Raw genomic sequence first — 19346 nt, 5'->3', positions numbered from 1 at the left:
AAATTCAGTTCATGAAATTAAAATTGCTTTTAGCGCCTGCCATCTTGCTTAGTTTGGTGGTAAATGTTAACCTTAGTTTGGCACAAACCAGGCCGGTTCCGTCGCCAAAAAGCAAACCAGAGCCTATAACAAATCAACTCACCGCCGATAACCTTTTACCTGCCGATACAGCCGTAATTATTGGCAAACTACCTAATGGCCTAACCTATTACATCCGTAAAAATACATTTCCAAAAAACCGCGCCGAACTATATTTAGTTAACAAAGTTGGCTCCGTTTTAGAAAACGACGAGCAGCAGGGCCTGGCACATTTTACCGAACATATGGCCTTTAACGGCACTAAAGATTTCCCTAAAAACCAACTGGTAAACTACCTGCAAAAATCGGGCGTAAGGTTTGGGGCCGATTTAAATGCTTATACCTCTTTCGACGAAACCGTGTACCAGCTACCCTTACCAACCGATAGTGCTAAAACCTTTAACCAGGGTTTTAACATTTTGGCAAACTGGGCAGGCATGGTAAGTTTTGATACCGACGAGATTAACGCCGAACGCGGTGTGGTTTTAGAAGAGAAACGCCTCAACGGCAAAAACGCCCAGGAGCGGATGTCTAAAATAACCATGCCCGTTTTACTCAACAACTCCCGCTATGCCGACCGACTTACCATTGGTAAAGAAGAAATATTGAACAATTTTAAACCCGAAACCATTAAAAGTTTTTACCACGACTGGTATAGGCCAGATTTGCAAGCCGTTATTGCCGTTGGCGATTTTGACCCGCAACAGGTTGAACAATTAATAAAAACTAATTTTTCGGCCCTAAAAAACCCCGATAACGAAAGGCCGCGCACTCAATATGATATACCACCCGGCGCAGGTACTACTGTAAAAATTGTGACCGACAAGGAGCAGCCTTACACCACCTTCCAAATGATTGTTAAACATCCGGGAAACACCGTTAAAACCGGTGCCGACTTTCTACAAGCTATCCGTATACAGTTATTTAACAGTTTGCTGAACGCACGTATTGGAGAATTAACCCAAAAGGCCGATCCGCCGTTTTTAAATGGCGACGTGAGCTATGCCGATTTTGTGGGCAACCTTGATGCCTTTACAACCGAAGCCGACGCCAAACCCGGCGAACTGGAAAAAGCCGTTAAAGCCATTGTGGCCGAAACTGAACGAGCCCGCAAATTTGGTTTCACCCAAACCGAGTTTGAACGTGCAAAACAAATGCTGCTAACCGGAGTGGAAAACGCATGGAAAGAAAAAGATAAAACCAACTCGGTTAACTACGTTACCGACTACCAGCAAAACTTTTTAAAAGGCGATGCCATAATAAGTATTGATTTTGAATACGATTTTTACAAGCAATACATTGGCCAAATTAAGTTAAGCGAAATAAATGCCCTTGCCGGGATGTTTATTAGCGAGCAAAACTGCAACATCATTGTTGAAGCTCCCGATAACGAAAAAGATAAATTACCCACCGAACAAATTTTACTGGGCTGGATTAAAGCGGCAGGTAACAACGTTACCCCTTATGTGGATAATGTGAGCAACAAACCCCTGCTGGAAAAACAACCACAGGGCAGCATATTTGTGCGTGTACAAACCGATGCTGCTATTGGCACCAACACACTTACTTTGGGCAATGGGGTTAAGGTTATTTTAAAACCAACCAATTTTAAAAACGACGAGATATTGATTAACAGCTTTAGCCTTGGCGGCACATCGCTTGCTACCGATGCCGACTATACATCAGCCGATATGGCCGCCGGGATAATCAGCAGCAGCGGTATTGCCGATATTGACCAAATTAAGCTCGATAAAATGCTAACCGGGAAAAATGCAGCCATAAGTCCGTACATTAACGAAACCAGCCAGGGCATTAATGGCCGTACATCGCCCGAGGATATTGAAACCGCCCTGCAACTCATTTACCTTTACTATACACAACCCCGCCGCGACGATAACATTTGGCAATCGGTTATTACCCAATACCGGGCAGCACTAACCAATCGCGGGCTCGACCCTGAAATGGTATATGCCGATACCAGCTTGGCCGTATTGGGCGACCATAACATACGCCGCATGAACGTTACCACCGACAGGCTCAATACCGCCAGCTTAGATAAAGCATTCGCCTTTTACAAAGCACGCTTTGCCGATGCAAGCAACACCATTTTTACCCTAACAGGCAACTTTAGTGCGGCTGCTATAAAGCCCCTGCTCGAAAAATATCTCGGTGCCCTGCCATCGCTTCATCACAATGAGCAATACCGCAATCTGGATATCCATATCCCCGAAAGGCAAATTACCGCAACCGTACACAAAGGCATTGGCGATAAAAGTACCGTGCAAATGGTATTTAGCGGCAGTTACGTTTACAGCAACCAAAACAACATTCAACTGGATGCCATAGGCGAAATATTGCAAATTAAACTAAACGAACGCCTGCGCGAAAAAGAAAGCGGCGTTTACTCGCCCGAGGTAACGGCAAACTACAATAAGCTGCCTGCAAGCCGGTACAGCATTGTAGTTTATTTTAGTTGCGCACCTGCAAACGTTGATAAGCTGATAGCTGCTACCATGGACGAGATTGCCAAAATAAAACAAAACGGCGCCGAGCCCACCGACATCCAAAAATTTATTGCCGAAACCCAGCGCAGCAACGAACTTCGTTTAAAAGAAAATGCCTACTGGTTGGGTTATTTAAGCCAGGCCATTATGAATGGCGATAACCCCGACGATATTTTAATGCTCAATAAATACTTGGGCCAAATAACCGTGCAAAGCACCAAACAAACCGCCAACCAATGTTTAAGCGGCAATAATTTAATTAAATTGATACTACTGCCCGAAGCACCTGCAAAATCACCAACCGAAGGAAAAGCTAAACCTTAATGTATTTGCATTGTATTTAAATGATGGATACACCGGGGCAGCAAATCATCCGCCAATGGTTTCTCAGTAAAAACTGGGAACAGTTCGCTTTTCAGCAGGAGATGGAGGAGGTATACCTCGCCGGCAACTCCGGCTTGCTTAACGCCCCCACGGGCAGCGGCAAAACCTTTGCCATGTTTTTGCCTTTTTTAGCCGGGTACATCAACAAGCACCCAACCGATTATAAAACCCGCCAAAATAACGGCCTGCGTATGCTGTGGATAACGCCGCTGCGCGCACTCACCAACGACATCCGCAAAGCCATGCAAACAGCTTGCGATGAACTTGATTTGCCCTGGCGGATAATGACCCGCACCGGCGATACCAGTGCCGCCGAAAAGGCAGCCTTAAAAAGAAAACTGCCCGAAGTGTTGCTAACCACGCCCGAAAGCCTGCACCTGATGCTTGCCCAAAAAGACTATCCCAAGCTTTTCCAAAACCTGGAGGTTGTAGTGGTTGACGAGTGGCACGAACTGCTGGGCACCAAGCGCGGCGTACAGGTTGAACTGGGCTTATCGCGATTAAAACATTTAGGAAAGAATCAAGAGATAAGAATCAAGAATCAAGACGGACCTTTAGAAACATCCGATAGTACCAATGTCTTGGTTCCTGATTCTGGCTTCTTGCCTCTCAAAATATGGGGTATCAGCGCAACAATAGGCAACCTGGAACAAGCCGCAGAAGTTTTGCTTGGCAACGATATTGCGCCGGACCGGATAAAAATGGTGAGGGCTAAACTTGAAAAAAAGATAGTGATAGAATCGGTTATCCCCGATAACGTCGAAACCTACTCCTGGGCAGGGCACATCGGCATAAAGCTACTGCCGCAGGTAATGGAAATTGTGGCCCGGAGCAAAACCACCCTCATATTTACCAACACCCGTTCACAATCCGAAATTTGGTATCACGCCATTTTAGATAAGTATCCCGAATACGCAGGCATTATGGCCATGCACCACGGCTCGTTGGATAACGATATACGCAACTGGGTTGAGCAAGCACTGCACAACGAGGCCCTGAAAGTAGTAGTATGCACCTCCAGTTTAGATTTGGGTGTAGATTTTAGGCCAGTAGATACCGTTGTACAAATTGGCAGCCCAAAAGGCGTTGCAAGGTTTATGCAAAGGGCTGGCCGCAGCGGTCACCACCCCGGTGCCATATCAAAGGCTTATTTCGTACCCACTCACTCGCTTGAATTATTGGAGGGTGCCGCATTAAAACAGGCCCTAAAGAACGGCGTTTACGAAAGCCGCGATCCTATATTACTGGCGCTGGATGTGCTGATACAATACATGGTTACGCTTGCCGTATCAGATGGTTTCCGTGCAAACAGTTTGTTTAAGGAGCTAAAAACAACCTTTGGCTACGCCGATTTAAAACGGGCCGAGTACAACGAACTGCTTGATTTTATTACCCGTGGCGGTAAAACCCTTGCCCAATACGACGAGTTTTTAAAAGTCGAGATTGAGAACGGCCTGTACAAAGTAAACAGCCGCCGCGTTGCCATGCGCCACCGTTTAAGTATAGGCACCATTACCAGCGATGTAAGCATACGCGTAAAATGGTTAAGCGGCGGCAGCCTGGGCACTATCGAAGAATCGTTTGTTTCGCGGCTAAAACCGGGCGATAATTTTTGGTTTGCGGGCCGCAGTTTAGAGTTTGTGCGCATAAAAGAGATGACGGCCTTCGTCAAAAAATCAAACAAAAATAAAGGGATGATACCGAGTTGGATGGGCGGGCGCATGCCGCTATCGTCGCAACTTTCGGCTGTGTTGCGCTTTAAGTTGGATGAGGTAGCGCAAGGCATTGAGCAAGATGTGGAAGTAAAGGCCCTTAAACCCTTGTTTGATATACAAAGGCAGGAATCGCACCTGCCGCGCAGCAACGAGTTTTTGATAGAGCATTTTGAATCGCGCAATGGCCACCATCTGCTTTTTTACCCTTTTGAAGGGCGCCTGGTACACGAGGGCATGGCATCGTTACTGGCTTACCGCATATCTAAAATAAAAAATGCAAGCTTCTCTATCGCCATGAACGATTATGGTTTTGAACTACTAACCGACGACAACCTGCCCTGGCAGGAAGCCCTGAAAAAAGACTTATTTACGATAGATAACCTGCTGGACGATATACAGCACAGCCTCAACGCCAACGAAATGGCCCGCCGCCGTTTCCGCGATATTGCCCACATTGGCGGTTTGATATTTACCGGTTACCCCGGCCAACCCGTTAAGGGTAAACATTTGCAGGCATCATCATCGCTATTATTTGATGTGTTTAGCGAGTACGAACCAAACAACCTGCTGGTGCGGCAGGCATACAACGAGGCATTGGCTTTTCAGTTAGAAGAGTTTAGGCTGCGCGCGGCCTTGCAGCGCATACAAAAGCAAAAGATCATTATTAAATATACCGAAAGGCCCACACCTTTTGCCTTCCCTATTTTGGTTGATAGTTTGGGTCGCGAAAAATTCACCACCGAATCGCTCGAAGAACGCGTAGCCAAAATGACCCAGCAATACCAGTGGGACGCCGACCCCCAACCACGCAAACCCATTAGGAAACGTGGCCTTTAAACCGTCACAAAAGGCATAGCCCGTACCAGTTCGCTAATGTTTTGTTTTAAAGCGGGGTCGTTATTAATAATATCCTCCAACTCGCTATCGCACGATACAGTCAAAATCACGAATATCTTGTTCTCATTGTACAAATCGCCGCTAACGGTAACTTTACCATTACTTTTCAACTTTTGGTAATAATTAAGCTGCTGGGTAAGGCATTCGCTATTTTCTGTTTTATTTTTAGGTTGTTTCTGCTCAAAAAATAACATCACCTGGTGTGGGTTTTTGTAGTCTATCATAGCATATGTTTAATTGCAGTTTGATTTTTTTTATTTGTTTTGCTATAGGCAATAATCCCTTTTTAATATTAGCAGGGGCATTAAAGTAAAAACAGCAACCACGTTTGGGGCTGTCAGGCTTCCGTATTAAAGGTATCCCTTCATACTTGTAGACGATCATCAACCCTATTTACTTTATCCGTACAACAAATAAAAAGCACAATAAGTACCTTTAAAATGAGCACTCATTTATTTTAAACTGCAAACAACTTTTTTAGTAGCTATTGATATTAACCATAGTAGCAAATGTAGGCAACGTCGTTATCGCAACTTACATCAAACGATTGGTTTGCGGCAATGCTAAAGGGTTGGTGAGCGTAGTACACCGCCCAGTCTTCGCCTGGCAGTTTAACGTTTAACTCACCAGCAACAACAATCATCTCCTCCGGTGCCGCGGTACCGAAGGTATATTTACCCGGTTTCATTACGCCAACTGTGGCTTTGCCTTTATCGGTAGCCAGTGCAAGGCTTTGCACGGTGCCGTCAAAATAACTGTTATGTGCTACCGGGCTCTCATTATTTGTAGTGCTCATTTTTCATAATTTTATTATCGGCAAATAAACATATTGCCCCGCAAAGTTTAAAAACAATTGGGCTATTTATGTTGCTCTTTCCATTGCGCGTATAAATTACGCATACAATGCCCGCAGGGCCGGTACCCGGCATCAATAGCCTCCGCTTCCGAAACAAAAAAAACCCGGTTCTTTGCGTTTGCCAATCCAAATTGTCAATCCGGTTAATTACTGCATCCATCGTTTCCTTTTTTAATTTTCAGGATTTAACTGCGCCGCCTCCCAGCCAATTATGGCCGCTTTGCGGGTGCTTCCCCAATGGTATTGGCCAAATTCTCCAGTTGATTTGATGATGCGATGGCAAGGAATTAAAAACGCCACCGGGTTAGCCCCAATTGCCGAACCTACCGCCCTTGATGCGCCCAGGTTTTGAATACTATACGCCACACCTGCATAACTGATTAAATTGCCCATCGGTATTTTAAGCAGCGTTTCCCAAACCTTGAGTTGGAAAGGCGTTCCTTTTAAATGCAGCCTGATTTGGTTCAGTTTGCTCCAGTCTTGCGTAAAAATGTACAGGGCATTTTGCTGTATCATATCAACCACCTGTCGATACTTTGCGTTGGGGAAAAGCCCTTGCAAATCGGCAAAGGCCATACCTTCATCATCGGCAAAGGCCATGTAACAAATACCTTTTGCCGTTGAAGCAACAATAAGTTTACCAAACAAGCTTTCGGCAAAGCTGTAGTTAATGGTAAGTTGCTCGCCCCCGTTTTTATATTCGCCCGGGGTCATTCCCTCAATATTGATAAACAGATCGTGCAGGCGGCTGGTGCCGGATAGTCCGGTTTCAAAGGCAGCATCAAACAAGGTAACTTGTTTGTCCTTCAATATACTCTTGGCATATTCAATGCTTAAATACTGTAAAAACTTTTTCGGACTAACACCCGCCCAATCCTTAAACATGCGCTGAAAGTGGAAAGCACTGACGTTTACCTTCCCGGCAACCTCATCCAGCGTAGGCTGCCGTTTAAAATTAACCCTAATATAATCTATCGCCTCGGCTATGCGGCTATAGTCCGTTATGTTTTGCGCTTCCATTTTATTTGAATTTGATAAACAAAACTACAGCCCTTTATAGCGATTAAGAACCCGATACTTGCGGAGTTAATTGAATAAGGAAGTACCGCCTTTTGCTCTCATCCGGTTACCATATTTGGTCATATTAACCATGCCTATGGTATATTTGCCAAAAGGAAGTTCACTTTTAAAGGTTTTATACTTTTTTTGTAGATCCAGAATGAATTTTAGTTGAGTATAGAACTGGTTAATTGCTACTCCCTCTAAACTTTTTTGTTCTTCGGGCTCCCAATAACTCTTTGCTGAATACGTATCGGGCGTTGAATATTCAATTGTAATAGTCTCGCCATCCATGCCTTTTGTCCAACCGGGCAGTTTATCTTGCGATGGAATTTCATTGATAGACTTGTTAACAAATTGGCTGATAACTTTAGCTGCGTCAGAACTGTCGATTTCTATTTTCCTGAAGATTATTCTTCCGCCGTGCCCCCTGCCATATTTGTATATATAATTGGTTATGGCACCGCAATAGCCAATATTATCTTCCGACCAAATTTCAATTATTTGGCCGGTTCTCCAAAAACGGTAATAAGTTTTATATATCGCTTTTTTTAAACTTTTTAATATTAACGTCTTACCATCAAGAAAGGCACTTGAATAGTTATAGCCAGTATCACCTCCAGTGTCAATCTTATTAACCTGACCAAATGCAGAATGTGAAACAAAAAACCAAAAACAAACCAAAATCAACCTTTTCATTTCCTGGTTCCTGATTCTAACTTCTTGATTCTATTCCCCTCTTGACTCTCTCCCTTACTGCTCCAGCTTCCCTACCCGCTTAGGTGTATCTTTACCCTCAACAATACTGCGCGAGCTTAAAGCAATAGCGCGGATGGTAGCAGTAATGTTGGCAACATCCAGCGTTTTAAACTCATCGCCAACAGTGTGGTACAATTTGTCAATGTCAATCTGGTCGGTTGATATGGTATGTGCCGGTACGCCAACACGTGCCAGCGACGCGTTATCGCTACGGTAAAACAGGTTTTGTTTGGGGTATGGGTCCGGATAAAATTTAAATTCGGTCCCTTTAAGGTTGCGCTGCAATATTTCCCCAAAGTCCGATCGTTCATATCCCGTAATAAAAGCCGAATTAACACCAAATTTAGATGCCTTGCCAATCATCTCGATGTTAAACATGGCCACCACCTTATCGGCATCAACCTGTTTTGCAAAATATGCCGAACCAAATTCGCCAATTTCCTCGGCTGTAAAGGCTACAAAAATTAAAGTACGTTGGTTATTTTTAAGCTTGTGGTAATATTTTGCAAGTGCAATTACCGCCGTTGTGCCCGATGCATCATCATCGGCACCGTTAGCAATACTATCACCCTGCATAGGTGGTAAAATACCCAGGTGGTCGTAGTGGCCCCCAAATATAACGCTCTCGTCTTTTTTTGCTTTGCCCGGCAACATCCCCACAATATTAAACAAAGGCAACTGCTCTGCCTTGCCGGTATATGCTACCGCAAAGGTTTTTACATCGTTAAACGAGCCCAAAACAAATACAACTGCCTGCTCCGGGTTAGATTGCTCGGTAAGGCTGCCTTTTTTATTACGGTCAAACGCCCGTTTAAATATATCTGCAAATTTAGGATCAACCAAAGCCAATATTTTTTTACCCGTTTTAATATAGGCCCGGTATTCTTGCTGAAAGTTTTTTTCAATCTTAACCACCTGCACGTCGGCATTATTGCTCCAGTTCAATACAGGCGCCCCAGCTATAGTGAAGGCACTATCGGCAGGTATAGCCTTACCATTAATACTAACCGCGGTTTTTAACGGCGTAGTTCGCGTCATGGTAAAGTTTTGCCTAAAGTTTGCATTACCCGTTAAAGGCACAAGGCCCGCCTTTTTATATTCGTTTTCAATAAAGCGTGCCGCTTTCTCAATTCCGGGTGTAAAGGTGGCCCGCCCCTGCATATCATCAGCCGAAAGCGCTTTAATAATGCGCTCAACATCCTTGTTTTTGATGGCTCTATTTACATCCTGAGCGTTTATTTGCTTAACAAAAAGTAGTAGCAACAAAGCGGTTATATACTTTATCATAACCTATTGTTTTACTTTTGATGATAACCATTTCGCGCGAAAATCCTGCTGTTCCTTAGTCAGGGTTTGGCCTGCACTTTCTGCCGTTACCACTTCAAATAACGGGCTTTCGGCAAGGGTAACCTGCGCCTGGTGGGCTCCGGTACGGTTTTGATAATCTATAGTTATCACATCGCCCGGTTTTTTATCGGCCAGGTAAGTTGCCAGGGGCACCGAGCCGTCAACAGGCTTGCCTGCAATTTTTTTCAAAATATCGCCTGCATCCAGCCCCGCATTATAAATAGGAGTGCCAATAATGCTATTGCCGTTAATTAATACGTTACCGTTGTTAAGTTTGGCTGTTATTTGCCCCATCCATGCCTTGCCGGGATTAGCCTTGCGCAAAACATATCCGGCTTTAGCCAATAGCACTTCGTAATTATTTTTCTCTACACCATAAATAAAATTCTTAAAAAAGGCGGTAGCAAAAACCTTGTTATTAGTAACCTTAGCTAACGATTTTTCCAGATCGGCAATGGTATAAGGTATATAGGGCTTACCATAATCCAACCAAACCTGGCGCATATAATCATCAAGCGTTAAATTAAACTCGCTGCGTAAACGCAAATCCAAAGCTAAAGCAGTGGCACCACCGTAGTAATAATAACTGGTGTACATATTGGCCTTGTTTGTAGGGTCTATTGATACACCTGCATCGGCAAAAACGGCATAATTGCTGCTTTGTATAGGCGAATATTTGGCTGCCCCGGGCGTATTTAAAACACTGTTTATTAAACCGCTCATGGTTTTAGCATATTCATCGGCGGTGTGAAAACCGGCCCTTACCAACAGCATTTCGCCATAATATTGTGTAAAACCTTCGGCAAACCAAAGCTCGCCGCTAATATTGGCATGTTCAAAATTAAAAGGCTCTAACGATTTTGGTCTGATGCGCTTAACGTTCCAGCTATGAAAATACTCGTGTGCAAATGTACTTAGCATATACACTTCGTTGCCCTCAACCTTATCGGCAGTTTCTACAATACAGGTTGAGTTGCGGTGCTCCATCCCGTCGCCAGCATCTGTTGGGTATACGTCCTGTAAAAAAACATACTCACCATAATCGTAGCTTGGCAATTCGCCATAAACGGCTTTTTCTTCAAGCACTACTTTTTGCAACATTGTAGCAAAATTATCAATAACCGGCTGCGCATCCACCGAGTGTGTGGCAAGGCGTATGGTTTCTTCCTTTTTATCGGTATTGGTTACCTTCCAGCTCACTTCCTTATATGCCGATAGCTCTGTTGGGCTATCCATTAAATATTGCATATCGGGCGCTGTATAGGCATTGGCCTGGTAATGTTTAAGCTGCGTGGCAACTTTCCAACCATATTTTTCAAGGTCGTTAAATTGCACCATCAGGTCGCGCTTTTCCTGGCCCAGTATCCACAAAAAAGTGGCCGGCATGTTTAAGTGAGCGTGGCTTTCGTCAATACCGCTATAGGTGCCATCAACATAGTTGGCAAATAAGGTGTAACTTATTTTTACAGTAGATCCATGGCTTTGTATTTCGTACAAATCGCCTTCGGCCTGTTTAATAAGCAATGCCGAACCATCGGGGTTAACTGCCTTTAAATTATAAATGTTTTTGCCAAACTCGTGTGTGGCATACCGGCCTGCCGACGAGCGGCTCATGCGCATTTTTATTGTTGTACCCGGAGCATCGGTAAGGTTAATTACCACTTCTGCCTCATGGTGTGCAGCGTTAGGGAACGAAATGGAGTAAAAAATAGGATTTTGTGCAAACCCCATGGTAGCAACAAACAACAAAAGCAAAACAAAATTGAGCGTTTTCATAAGATTATGTATTCAGGCTATGAAATTAATGAAACACCGCTATACCACAAAGCACGGAACGATTTTATGCGATGCTTTCGGCAATAAAAACACTTGGGGTGTTAAACCGGAGGGTAAAAAAACCATCGTGCGTGGTTTTATAAAGGTTATTACCCGTTAATGCGAGCCCGGTAAATGTTAAACCATCGGCTTCACTCATTATCTCGATCACATCACCGGCTGGCTTCCATTTGGTAAAGCCATTTAAAACCGGATAGATTTTTTTATTTTGATTGAATATCACAATATTAATACCACCGGCAAAGGGTAAATAGTCGCTCAATAGCAGTTCATCAGTTATTATATTCACCGCCGGGTAGTTATTCGCGGTTAAATAGTTTAAGGCTGCCTGGGCAATTGTACCGCTTCCGCGGGATATGTATTTAATATCCGACTGTAAATTACCCTCACCATCGTCGCCAATCAAAACGTCAAACTTAATACCAAATGCGTTTAACTGTTCGGCAGTATCCGCCGTAACCATCAGCGTAGGGCTCCACTCCAATAGCTGCCCCAGTAAATCGTCGGCAAAATTATCCAGCCCTAAAACCAACAAGGCCGGTTCCTGCTTTTCGCGAATAATGTGGTGGGATGACATGCTTTAGATTTGAGTATTGAGACGTTAGATTTGAGATAAATACGCATACCTTAAATAATTAGTACGTGGGTATTTTGGGGCACCTCCATTAAAAAACTTTGTCATTGCGAGCGATAGCGTGGCAACCGCACGGCAGCAAAGTGGCAATACCCGGCTAATAATATGCTGCCTTGCGGTTGCTTCGTTCCTCGCAAAGACAAATTTCTTACATCGGTATCATGGGTGTATTATTCAAAATAATTATGCGGTTTATAGCCACCGGCTTTTAAGTAGGCATCTTTTTTCACCAGGTGCATGTCGGTAGTCATCATATCTTCAACAAGGGCCTCTAAATTATATTTAGGCATCCAGCCCAGTTTTTGGTTAGCTTTGGTTGGGTCGCCAATCAGCAAGTCAACCTCGGTTGGCCTAAAGTATTGCTCATCAACCCGCACCAGGGTTTGGCCAAAACGCAAAGTATCGGGCTTTAAACCCATCGAGAGCAGTTTTTCTTCATCAATATCAATTACGACGCCTTTTTCATTGGCATCCTTGCCGCTAAACTCTATTTCAATACCCACCTGTAAAAAGCACATGCGCACAAATTCGCGCACGGTGGTGGTAACACCAGTGGCTATTACAAAATCTTCGGGTTTATCTTGTTGCAGCATCAGCCACATGGCTTCCACATAGTCTTTAGCGTGGCCCCAATCGCGCCGGGCCGATAAATTACCCAGGTAAAGGCAATCCTGCAAGCCATATATAATTTTTGAGGTAGCCCGCGTAATCTTGCGGGTTACAAACGTTTCGCCGCGTATGGGGCTTTCGTGGTTAAATAATATGCCGTTACAGGCATACATATTGTAGGCTTCGCGGTAGTTAACGGTAATCCAATACCCGTAAAGCTTAGCCACCGCATAAGGCGACCGCGGATAAAACGGCGTAGTTTCGCTTTGCGGAACAGCCTGTACCAAACCATACAACTCGGAGGTTGATGCCTGGTATATCCTGGTTTTTTGTGTGAGGCCCAATAAACGTACAGCCTCTAATATGCGCAACACGCCAATACCATCGGCATTAGCGGTGTATTCGGGAGTATCAAAGCTTACCTTAACGTGGCTCATGGCCGCAAGGTTATAAATCTCGTGGGGCTGTACCTCCTGTATTAAACGAATAAGGTTTGTTGAATCTGTGAGATCGCCGTAATGCAGTTTAAATTTCAAACCCGAGTCATGCTGGTCATGATACAAATGGTCTATCCTATCCGTGTTTAATAACGACGACCGGCGTTTTACCCCATGCACCTCGTAACCTTTATTTAATAAAAACTCGGCTAAATACGCGCCATCCTGCCCGGTGATGCCTGTAATTAATGCTACTTTCATATAACAGATTTTAATATCAAAATTCCCCTTACGGGGAATTAAATAGCCGGTTATCAACAAAGGAACAGAACTTACAAGGATAAGCCCCATTTGGTTAATAGTACTAAGTCTCGAGTCAAAAGTTAGATTATTATTTTTGACTTAAAACTGAAGACTAACGACTATATCAAACTACTTCTTTTTCAACAACTTTAACAAATACTGGCCATAGCCACTTTTTACTAAAGGTGCGGCAATGCTTTCTAACTGTGCAGCATCAATAAAGTGCATTCGGTAGGCAACTTCCTCAATACAGCCAATTTTCATACCCTGGCGTTCTTCAATTACCTGCACAAACTGGCCGGCTTGCATTAACGATGCAAAGGTACCTGTATCAAGCCATGCCGTGCCACGGCTTAAAATACCAACCTTTAATTTTCCTTGTTCCAGGTAAACTTTATTTACGTCGGTAATTTCATATTCGCCGCGCGGCGAAGGTTTAATGTTTTTGGCAATTTCAACGACCGAGTTATCATAAAAATATAATCCCGGCACCGCATAGTCCGATTTTGGTTCCAACGGCTTTTCTTCAATAGATATTGCCTTGTTATCTTTATCAAACTCAACCACGCCGTAACGTTCCGGGTCCGATACCTGGTAGGCAAACACCATCCCGCCCTCGGGGTTATTGCTAACCTGCAACAGGTGCGAAAGGCCGTCGCCATAAAAAATGTTATCGCCTAATATCAGTGCCACTTTGTCGTTGCCAATAAAATCGGCTCCAATAACAAAAGCCTGGGCGAGCCCGTTAGGTTCGGCTTGTACGGCATACTTAAAAGTACAACCCAAACGCGAACCATCACCCAACAGTTTTTCAAAATGAGGTAAATCGTGCGGAGTAGAAATGATAAGTATTTCGCTTATCCCGGCAAGCATCAAAACCGATAGCGGGTAGTAAATCATCGGTTTATCGTAAACCGGCATCAACTGTTTACTTACTGCTAACGTTAAGGGGTGCAACCTAGTTCCCGATCCCCCGGCAAGTATAATTCCTTTCAATATATTTTTCCGATTTAAAGTAAAACCGTACACAATAATATCAATAAATTACTGCTGCACGAAAAACTTGCGCTATTATTGTTGCTTATTTTGCCGATAGTTTAATCGCCCCGCGTCGCCTTCAGGGGGCAGGTGGGCTCGCTATCTGGTTTTCCAGTTCGGCGTACCACTCCTCGCCATATTTCCTAATCAGCGGGCCTTTTAAAAACTCGTGTACTCTAACTTTCAACTCATCGCCAAAAGAGCATGCAGGGCTGCAAATGCTCCACCGGTCGTAATTTAAAACATCAAATTCCGGGTAAGCCGTTATACGGATAGGGTACAAATGGCACGATATTGGTTTTTGCCAATCAACAGCGCCCTCTTCCCATGCTTTTTCAATGGCGCATTTAGTAATACCGTTTTCCCATATTACATAGGCGCACTCCTTATTTACATCAACACAGGGCGTAGTATAATCGCCTTCAAAATCAACCACGTAGGTACCAACCTTTTCAATTGTCTCAATACCCTTGGCGGTCATGTAAGGTTTCACTTTGGGGTATATCTCGTTTAAAATATCAAGTTCGGCAGCTTCAAGCGGCGCGCCGCTATCACCTTCAAGGCAGCACGCCCCTTTGCATTTATTAAGGTTACACACAAAATTCTCTCTCACCACATCTTCGTGTACCAGCGTACTTTGAACTTCAATCATCTATCGCTTTTTTATTATTGATTATTTAAGGGGTATTTTAAACCTTTGGCTTCGGTAAGATCCATCGTAAGGCTCCCAACAATAACTTCAACCTGGGCCTTTACAGGTATCCGGTTCTTGTCATCCGTTATCCAAAGGTAAAACTTACTGTCTTTCCTAAAAATATTGCCGGGTATAATTTCGGGGTTAAATTTAAGGCAGTTAAATTTACCTAACGAGCATTCAACAGTTTCTTTACCCACGTAGGTTATCGTTAGCGATTGTATCTTATCTTCCAAAAAATAATGAAACACCAGTTTCTCGCCAACCTTTATTTTAGACATATCCAAACAGCGCGCATAAAAATAAGCCGACGGAAAATCAAACACCTTACCCTTAAACGGGAACACACCTTTGTTTGCTGTTATTTTGCCGCTATCGTGGTCAAACTTAATATCGTCGTTGTGCCTGTATTTGCCCTCCCGCCGGTTTTCTTTGTAGCGATAGGGCATTAAACTGTTACAATCTATATACGATTCGTAACGGTTGCGCACCTTGTAAAAAAAATCAAACGTACCGGTAGTTTTACCATCTGCAATAATATGGTAGGCAGGGCGGTCGTTAAATTTGATGTCACTGCTTGATACTTGTAAGTCTGCCTCGGCGGCGGTAATAAAACCATACTTCAATTTATAATGCAAATGCTCTCCGGCCTGAAATGCGGGTTGCGCATCCTTGGGCAATTCCTGGCATAGCCCGCTGCCGCCTATTAGTGCCGTTAAGAAAAGTAACCAAATGTGTTTCATACAGCACTTATTACAAAAAGTAATTCAATTTGTTTAATCTTTACGCTTGTATATCGGCACTGTTGAGCATGGCTCGCCATACATCAGGCTCTTTACTACCGGAGTTAGCTTTTTAGCCAACTCTACATAAGCCGACGGTGGAACGGCCACATCGCCGCAACCCTTTATCACAATCCGCTGGTTACGGTATTGCTCAATATTTAACGCCGCTAGGGCTTTTTCAAACAAAACAGTCTCCAGGGTTGCCAAATCGCCAAACACCACTTCGCGCGCGTAAGGGGCCAGCCTGTTTGCCAATAACATATAGGCCCAGGTAGGTACAATAGCATCGGCGCTACAGGTTAGGGCAACGTTTTTGTGGGCATATTGCGTCCAGTCATGCGTTTTAACAAATTCCCTAAAGTCCTTTTCGCGTAGCATCAGGCCCATAAATAAATTATCCTTTATATCGTAAACCAAGCGTTCTCCTGGCGGGTAAAAACTCGCCGGGTCTACACTCACCAAACCACTCAGGGCAACTTTATTAACTATTTCTTCCTGGATATCCATTTTACTATTAAACAAAAAATCCGGAAAAGGTTTAATCACCAATTCCGGATACAAAATTACTTAATATATTGGTTACAGTACCTTGGCTCTGTAATCTTTTACATTCGCCTTATCTTTCAGGGCTTCTAACACCGCGTTATCAGTTCTTTGCAACAATTGCTGGGCTATTTGTTCCCTTTGGCGCAATGCATTGGTTAATGGCGGAGGGTTTAAAAAATTCTCAACAACATACACATAAACAGCCTTGTCGCCTTCAATTGGTTTTGATAGTTTGTTAACCTGCGAGCCAAACATAGCACCTATCAACTTATTTTCTTGCGCCGAGCCTGGTACAACCGGGTTAGCAAAAACAACGTTTTGTACCGGTGTAACCGGGATGCCGGCTTTTTGGCCAACCTGCTCAATGGTAGAAGCGCCGTTTAATGCACTTTCAAGCTTTGGCAATATTTGTTTTGCCTTAGCAATGTTTAATACCTGTGGTGTTATTTGTTTCTTAACAACATCTAAAGGCAAAATACCTTTTGGCTTAATTTGCGATAAACGGGCAATTACATACTCATTACCTGCTTGGTCAACCTGCTCCCTAAAGTCGCCTTTGTCGGCCTTAAAAGCCCAACGAACCAACTCGCGGATGTTTTCTAAACCGCCACCCGACGATGCCAATCCGTTAACATCTTCGGCAGTTTTTACTTGTAAACCTGCTTTTTTAGCTTCGGCATCAAAATTATCCTTGGTTAGGTTACCTAAAAATGCCTGAGCTTTTGAATAAGCCGCCGATGTGGTTTTAGTACTTGCCTCAAGTGGTTTATCAACAACGGCAACCTTAACAACTTTTGATGATCCTTTTTGGTCTTCAATCTCCACAAGGTGAACACCAAATTGAGAAGTAACTATTTTAAACTCACCTTTTTTACCATCAAAAACGGCATCCTCAAATACCGGCACCATTTGGCCACGGGTAAAAGTGCCCAGTTCGCCACCTTTAACACCCGATTGTTTGTCTATCGAGTTTATTGGAGCTAATTCGGCAAAGGTTTTTTTACCGCTTTGTATTAATTTTTTTAACGAATCGGCTTTAGCCAAAGCTTTCTCCGGGCTACCTTCGGCCTGGATGCTAATCAAAATATGACGGGCTTTAACAGAATCCGGACTGAAACGCGAATCAACTAATTTAGCCAGTTTGAATGATCCGTTTGAGAAATACGGGCCATATACAAACCCCTTAGCCGCACCCAGCATAATGGTATCAATTTTAGGATCCAATTGACCCTTCTTTTGATAAACTAAAGGTGCTTTAGTTTCGGCGTTAATAGCAACAAAAACCGAATCGTTTGTGCTTGCCTTAAAATCGGGTATTAATTTTGCTACCTGCTCTTTTACCGCTGCCGAATCATCTTTTGAAGGTGATGCATCAAATGCAACAAAATCAAAACTGCGCAATTCGCGTGGGTTTTTAAACATGTTTTTGTGGTCATCATAATAACTTTGATAATCACCATCGGTAAGCGTTACTTTATTATCAGGTATTGATGCGTAATCAACACTTACATATTTAAAGTTAACCAATTTATTTTTGGCTTCGTAGTCGTCTTTAGCATCAAGGCTGTTTATGTATAAGCCGTTTTTAATCATGGCTAAATACTTTTCATCCTTTTTATTATCTATCATCTGGTTAACAAAGCTTGCCCAGCTTGCCTTTATCGGGTCTTCTGCCTTGGCAACTCTAAGTCTTCCCAAAAAGTCGTTCAGTGCAGTTCTGTCTAACTGGCCTGTTTGCTGGTTAGCAAAGTTTTGCAATATCATTTGGTTAGGCGTAGGCCCGCTTATCATGTCTTGCGTTTCATCAACACCAACAACTAAACCCAGCTTATCAATTTCTTTTTGCAGTACCATCAGGCTCACCACCTGGTTCCAGGTTTGCTCCTGCAAATAAGACATCGCCTGCGGATCAACATTGGTTTGGCCATAACGTTGCTTGTAATTGGCTACACTTTGCTCAACCTTTTTGTCAAAATCGGCTCTGTCTATTTTTTCGCCATCAACCTGGCCAACATCATTTGCAGACCCGTTAAAATACGATTTACCGTACTGAACTACCTCGGTTACGATAAACACACCAAGCGCAAGGCCAATAGTAATAGCTACTATTTTTCCAAACCTTTCGCGCAAAAACCCCATTATACCCATACAATATCAATATTTATATTATTCAAAAGAGCGCGCAAGATACAACTTTTGGTAAAAAATTATAGCACAATTTTTATCTCTATAAATCAAGCCGTTATTGGCCCAATTTTCCGCTTGTGGCAATAGTGCCTTTGCCCTGTTTAAAGGCATAATTGGTAAAAGTTTCGTTGCTGGTAAACGATGTTCCGTCAAGCGCAGTGCCGTCGGGTTTTGTCATCTGGCAGGCAACATTGCTGTAAATTAATTTCTTGTTGGTATCATAAAAAAGCTGCTGCGTGGTAAAAACAGCCCCTTCGGTATTTTTTACCACAACGTTTTTTCGCAGCTCAATCAGCTTGTCCATGTTGCTGGTAATAGCATAGTCGGATGTTACGGTAGATACGATGTGCTTATCCGCATCAAAGTGCGCTACCTTTTGGTTAAGCTTGTCATCATAAAAAACAATCTTAACCCCTTTCGGCATTTCGTAAAAACCTTTATTAGGGTCGGTAGGGTTTTGGCGAAGCATCAACGGCGTTGTCATGTGCGCACGCACTTTTGCCGAATCGCTGTAAATCACATCAACACCCAGCGTACTGTCAACCGGCTTGCTGGCTTCCAGCGCCGATATTTTTTTTACCTGGTTTAAATCATTTTCGCAAGCCAGTAGCAGCACAGCCATAAACAATGCCGGTAAAAATATGCCGGTAAACCATTTAAACTGCTTCATGCCGCAAA

17 protein-coding genes are annotated in these 19346 nt (G+C 43.5%); 2 read left to right on the top strand and 15 right to left on the bottom strand.

Annotation, left to right across the window (positions count from 1 at the left end):
- Positions 1-11: 11 nt before the first annotated feature.
- Together BDD43_RS08165 and BDD43_RS08160 are read left to right on the top strand one after the other, a co-directional pair.
- Positions 12-2906, top strand: coding sequence for a M16 family metallopeptidase (locus tag BDD43_RS08165; protein ID WP_121197213.1), 2895 nt, complete (start codon positions 12-14; stop codon positions 2904-2906).
- A gap of 20 nt (positions 2907-2926) precedes the next feature.
- Entirely contained in the window at positions 2927-5518 is a 2592-nt protein-coding gene (locus BDD43_RS08160; RefSeq protein WP_121197212.1) for a ligase-associated DNA damage response DEXH box helicase, read from the top strand.
- On the opposite strand, the gene BDD43_RS08155 is transcribed toward BDD43_RS08160, so the two are convergent.
- From BDD43_RS08155 to lptC, 15 genes are all read right to left on the bottom strand, one after another.
- Complete coding sequence (locus BDD43_RS08155) at positions 5515-5802, bottom strand: hypothetical protein (protein ID WP_121197211.1); 288 nt, start codon at positions 5800-5802, stop codon at positions 5515-5517. The genes BDD43_RS08160 and BDD43_RS08155 overlap by 4 nt on opposite strands.
- A 269-nt stretch (positions 5803-6071) precedes the next feature.
- The gene (gene ppnP / locus BDD43_RS08150; RefSeq protein ID WP_121197210.1) at positions 6072-6374 is read right to left on the bottom strand and encodes a pyrimidine/purine nucleoside phosphorylase; all 303 of its coding nucleotides are present in this window, start codon (positions 6372-6374) and stop codon (positions 6072-6074) included.
- Between the two features lie 62 nt (positions 6375-6436).
- Positions 6437-6559, bottom strand: coding sequence for an Ada metal-binding domain-containing protein (locus BDD43_RS08145; RefSeq protein WP_121197209.1), 123 nt, complete (start codon positions 6557-6559; stop codon positions 6437-6439).
- A gap of 46 nt (positions 6560-6605) precedes the next feature.
- Positions 6606-7454 carry a methylated-DNA--[protein]-cysteine S-methyltransferase gene (locus tag BDD43_RS08140; protein ID WP_121197208.1) on the bottom strand — a complete coding sequence of 283 codons (849 nt, stop codon included), beginning with the start codon at positions 7452-7454 and terminating at the stop codon, positions 6606-6608.
- Positions 7455-7520: 66 nt separating this feature from the next.
- Positions 7521-8192 carry a hypothetical protein gene (locus BDD43_RS08135; RefSeq protein ID WP_121197207.1) on the bottom strand — a complete coding sequence of 224 codons (672 nt, stop codon included), beginning with the start codon at positions 8190-8192 and terminating at the stop codon, positions 7521-7523.
- 54 nt (positions 8193-8246) lie between these two features.
- Positions 8247-9539, bottom strand: a complete 1293-nt coding sequence (locus BDD43_RS08130; RefSeq protein WP_121197206.1) for a M20/M25/M40 family metallo-hydrolase — start codon at positions 9537-9539, stop codon at positions 8247-8249.
- A 3-nt stretch (positions 9540-9542) separates the two neighbouring features.
- Positions 9543-11375: a M61 family metallopeptidase gene (locus BDD43_RS08125; RefSeq protein WP_121197205.1), complete on the bottom strand. Its 1833-nt coding sequence runs from the start codon at positions 11373-11375 to the stop codon at positions 9543-9545.
- A gap of 64 nt (positions 11376-11439) precedes the next feature.
- The gene (locus BDD43_RS08120; RefSeq protein WP_121197204.1) at positions 11440-12012 is read right to left on the bottom strand and encodes a thiamine pyrophosphokinase; all 573 of its coding nucleotides are present in this window, start codon (positions 12010-12012) and stop codon (positions 11440-11442) included.
- A 227-nt stretch (positions 12013-12239) separates the two neighbouring features.
- A complete protein-coding gene (gene gmd / locus BDD43_RS08115) occupies positions 12240-13376 on the bottom strand; it encodes a GDP-mannose 4,6-dehydratase (protein WP_121201928.1) in 1137 nt (378 codons plus the stop codon).
- Positions 13377-13547: 171 nt separating this feature from the next.
- Complete coding sequence (rfbA, locus tag BDD43_RS08110; protein ID WP_121201927.1) at positions 13548-14414, bottom strand: glucose-1-phosphate thymidylyltransferase RfbA; 867 nt, start codon at positions 14412-14414, stop codon at positions 13548-13550.
- 121 nt (positions 14415-14535) lie between these two features.
- Positions 14536-15108 carry a DUF3109 family protein gene (locus BDD43_RS08105; protein ID WP_121197203.1) on the bottom strand — a complete coding sequence of 191 codons (573 nt, stop codon included), beginning with the start codon at positions 15106-15108 and terminating at the stop codon, positions 14536-14538.
- Between the two features lie 14 nt (positions 15109-15122).
- Complete coding sequence (locus BDD43_RS08100; protein WP_121197202.1) at positions 15123-15893, bottom strand: DUF3108 domain-containing protein; 771 nt, start codon at positions 15891-15893, stop codon at positions 15123-15125.
- 33 nt (positions 15894-15926) lie between these two features.
- Positions 15927-16442, bottom strand: coding sequence for a DUF2480 family protein (locus BDD43_RS08095; protein WP_121201926.1), 516 nt, complete (start codon positions 16440-16442; stop codon positions 15927-15929).
- A 72-nt stretch (positions 16443-16514) separates the two neighbouring features.
- On the bottom strand, positions 16515-18629 hold the full coding sequence (locus BDD43_RS08090) for a peptidylprolyl isomerase (protein WP_121197201.1): 2115 nt from the start codon (positions 18627-18629) through the stop codon (positions 16515-16517).
- A 94-nt stretch (positions 18630-18723) separates the two neighbouring features.
- Complete coding sequence (gene lptC / locus BDD43_RS08085) at positions 18724-19338, bottom strand: LPS export ABC transporter periplasmic protein LptC (RefSeq protein WP_121197200.1); 615 nt, start codon at positions 19336-19338, stop codon at positions 18724-18726.
- Positions 19339-19346 lie beyond the last annotated feature (8 nt).

It is taken from the genome of Mucilaginibacter gracilis (assembly GCF_003633615.1).
Lineage (GTDB): Bacteria > Bacteroidota > Bacteroidia > Sphingobacteriales > Sphingobacteriaceae > Mucilaginibacter > Mucilaginibacter gracilis.
Note: the sequence above shows the minus strand (reverse complement) of the source record. Positions and strands in the feature narration are given on the sequence as shown.